Genomic DNA, 3,815 nt, shown 5'->3' on the forward strand with positions numbered 1-3,815 from the left:
GGAGGACGAGATGGCGCGAGTTGAGATGACGGTTAATGGTCGTGCGCTGAGCGGCGACGTTGAGGGTCGCACGTTGCTGGTTGAGTTTTTGCGCACTCAGCAGGGTTTGACGGGGACGCATGTTGGCTGTGACACGAGCCAGTGCGGGGCCTGTGTTGTGCATGTGGATGGCAAGGCTGTGAAGTCGTGCACGATGCTTGCGGCCGAGGCGGACGGGTCGCAGGTTTCGACGATCGAGGGTCAGGCGGCTGCGGACGGGACGCTGAATGCGGTTCAGCAGGCGTTTCAGGATCATCACGGGTTGCAGTGCGGGTTTTGCACGCCGGGCATGGTGATGTCCGCGGCGGCGCTTTTGCAGGAGAACCCGAAGCCGAGCGAGGGCGAGATCCGGGAGTATCTGGAGGGCAATATCTGCCGCTGCACCGGGTATCACAACATCGTCAAAGCGATCATGGCGGCGTCCGGTCAGGACGTCAGCGCGATTGCCGCGGAGTAACGCGGGGGCGCGCTCAGCGCCCTTGTGATCTGCGCGATCAGCGCACATGCATTGAGGAGGATTTAAGACATGCCAAAAGATAGCGGCATTGGCGCCAGCCCGAAGCGGCGCGAAGACGTCCGGTTCCTGTCGGGGACCGGCAATTACACCGATGACATCAACATTGCGAACCAGGCCTATGTGCATTTCCTGCGCTCGGACGTGGCGCATGGGCGCATCAACGGGATCGACACGGCCGCGGCCGCGGCGATGCCGGGGGTGGTGCGCATCTTTACCGGGGCCGATTTCGAAGGCGTGGGCGGTCTGCCCTGCGGCTGGCAGGTGACCGACCGGTTCGGCGAGCCGATGCAGGAGCCGGGTCATCCGGTTCTGGCCCAGGGCAAGGTGCGCCACGTGGGCGACCCGATCGCGGCCGTTGTGGCCGAGACGCCGGAGCAGGCGCGCGATGCGGCCGAGGCGATCGAGGTCGACATGGAGGAGCTGCCGGCGGTTGTCGACATGAAGGCGGCGCTGGCCGAGGGCGCAACCAAGGTGCATGACGATCTGACGTCGAACCTGTGTTACGACTGGGGCTTTGTCGAAGAGAACAAGGACGCGGTCGACGAGGCGATCAGGAACGCCGCGCATGTGACCACGCTTGAGCTGGTGAACCAGCGCATGGTGGCCAACCCGATGGAGCCGCGCGTTGCGGTGGGCGACTTCAACCGCGCCACGGGCGATCACACGCTTTATACCACCTCCCAGAACCCGCATGTGATCCGTCTGTTGATGGGCGCCTTCGTGCTGGGCATCCCCGAGCACAAGCTGCGCGTGGTGGCCCCGGATGTGGGCGGCGGTTTTGGCACCAAGATCTTCCACTATGCCGAGGAGGCCTTCTGTACCTTTGCGGCCAAGGCGGTGAACCGTCCGGTCAAATGGACCTGCTCGCGCAGCGAGGCGTTCATCTCGGACGCGCATGGGCGCGATCACGTCACCAAGATCGAACTGGCGCTGGACGCGGACAACAACTTTGTCGCGCTGCGCACCGATACGCACGCCAACATGGGCGCGTACCTGTCGACCTTTGCGCCCTCGGTTCCGACCTGGCTGCACGGGACGCTGATGGCGGGCAACTACAAGACGCCGCTGATCTATGTGAACGTCAAGGCGGTGTTCACCAACACGGTGCCGGTGGATGCCTATCGCGGCGCGGGCCGCCCCGAGGCGACCTTCCAGCTGGAGCGGGTGATCGACAAGGCGGCGCGCGAACTGGGCGTCGACCCGATCGCGCTGCGCCGTCAGAACTTCATCACCGATTTCCCCTATGCCACCCCGGTGGCGGTGGAATACGACACCGGCGATTACCACGCCACGATGGACAAGCTGATCGAGATCGGCGATTTTGCCGGCTTTGCCGAGCGGCGCAAGGCGTCCGAGGCCCGCGGCAAGCTGCGCGGTCTGGGTGTGAACTGCTATATCGAGGCCTGCGGCATCGCGCCCAGCAACCTTGTGGGTCAGCTCGGCGCGCGCGCCGGTCTTTATGAAAGCGCCACGGTACGGGTGAACGCCACCGGCGGCCTGGTGGTGATGACCGGCTCGCACTCCCACGGGCAGGGTCACGAGACGGCCTTTCCGCAGGTGATCGCCGAGATGATCGGGATCGACGAAAGCATGGTCGAGATCGTGCATGGCGACACCGCCAACACGCCGATGGGCATGGGCACCTATGGCTCGCGCTCGCTGGCGGTGGGTGGCTCGGCCATGGTGCGCGCGACCGAGAAGATCATCAACAAGGCCAAGAAGATCGCGGCCCACCTGATGGAAGCCTCGGACAGTGATATCGAGCTGAAGGACGGCATGTTCAGCGTTGCGGGCACCGACAAATCGGTGGCCTGGGGCGATGTCACGCTGGCGGCCTATGTGCCGCATAACTATCCGCTGGAAGATATCGAACCGGGTCTCGAGGAAACGGCGTTCTACGATCCGTCCAACTTCACCTATCCCTCGGGCGCCTATGCCTGCGAGGTCGAGGTCGACCCCGACACCGGCAAGGTGACGATCGAGCGGATGACGGCGGCGGATGACTTTGGCAACATCGTCAACCCGATGATCGTGTCCGGCCAGGTCCATGGCGGTCTGGCCCAGGGCATCGGCCAGGCGCTGCTGGAAGGGGCGGTTTACGACGACAACGGCCAACTGCTCAGCGCCTCCTACATGGATTACGCCATGCCGCGGGCCGATGACCTGCCGTTCTATGCGGTCGATCACTCCTGTGTCACGCCCTGCACGCACAACCCGCTGGGGGTGAAGGGCTGTGGCGAGGCCGGCGCGATCGGCTCGCCCCCCTCGGTGGTCAACGCCGTGGTGGACGCGCTGCAATCGGCCGGCAAGAACGTGACCCATATCGACATGCCGCTGAGCCCGGCCCGCGTCTGGGCGGCGATGAACGGGTAACCCAATGCCGGCGGGGGCCGGGACCGTCCCCCGCCGGGTTTTGAGTTTTTGGACAAGGATGACCCCGGCACAGTCCGGCGCGTCATCAGGAAGGAAGAAACGAGATGTACAACTTCGAGTTTGAAAAGCCCGGGTCGGTGGCAGAGGCGGTTGCCGCGCTGGCCAGCGAGGATGCCCAGGCCCTGGGCGGCGGTCAGACCCTGATCCCGACCATGAAACAGCGCCTTGCCAGCCCCGAAAAGCTGGTCAGCCTGACCGGCATTGCCGAGATGAAGGGCGTCACGGCCGAGGGCGGCGCGCTGGTCATCGGCGGCGGCACCACCCATGCCACGGTGGCGGCCGAGGCCGCGGCGCAGTACCCGGCGCTGGCGGATCTCGCCAGCCACATCGGCGACCCGGCGGTGCGCAACCGCGGCACCATCGGCGGCAGCCTGGCCAACAATGACCCCTCGGCCTGCTATCCGGCGGCGGCGCTGGCCAGCGGCGCGACCATCGTCACCAACGCGCGCGAAATCGCGGCGGATGACTATTTCCAGGGCATGTTCACCACCGCGCTGGACGAGGGCGAGATCATCACCCAGGTGCGCCTGCCGATCCCGCAAAAGGCCAACTATCAGAAGTTCGTGCAACCCGCCTCGCGCTTTGCGCTGGTCGGGGTGTTCGTCGCGCAATACGCCGACGGCGTCCGCGTCGCCATCACCGGCGCCTCCGAAGAGGGCGTGTTCCGCTGGAGCGAAGCCGAAGCCGCCCTCAGCGCCAACTTCTCCCCCGACGCGCTCACCGGCCTCACCCTGCCCGCAAACGGCATGATCGCAGACCTCCACGGTACCGCAGACTACCGCGCGCACATCTGCAACGTCATGACAAAACGCGCCGTGGCCGCGGC

General features: G+C 65.6%; 3 protein-coding genes. All 3 read left to right on the top strand.

Annotation, left to right across the window (positions count from 1 at the left end; translation table 11 throughout):
* Nucleotides 1-10 precede the first annotated feature (10 nt).
* The gene (locus ACXYMO_RS18675; RefSeq protein ID WP_458880270.1) at nt 11-496 is read left to right on the top strand and encodes a (2Fe-2S)-binding protein; all 486 of its coding nucleotides are present in this window, start codon (nt 11-13) and stop codon (nt 494-496) included.
* A gap of 69 nt (nt 497-565) precedes the next feature.
* The gene (locus tag ACXYMO_RS18680; RefSeq protein WP_458880268.1) at nt 566-2,929 is read left to right on the top strand and encodes a xanthine dehydrogenase family protein molybdopterin-binding subunit; all 2,364 of its coding nucleotides are present in this window, start codon (nt 566-568) and stop codon (nt 2,927-2,929) included.
* A gap of 104 nt (nt 2,930-3,033) precedes the next feature.
* Nucleotides 3,034-3,815: FAD binding domain-containing protein (locus ACXYMO_RS18685; protein ID WP_458880269.1), on the top strand; the 782-nt coding region annotated here is incomplete at its 3' end.

It is taken from the genome of Arenibacterium sp. CAU 1754 (genome assembly GCF_054482635.1).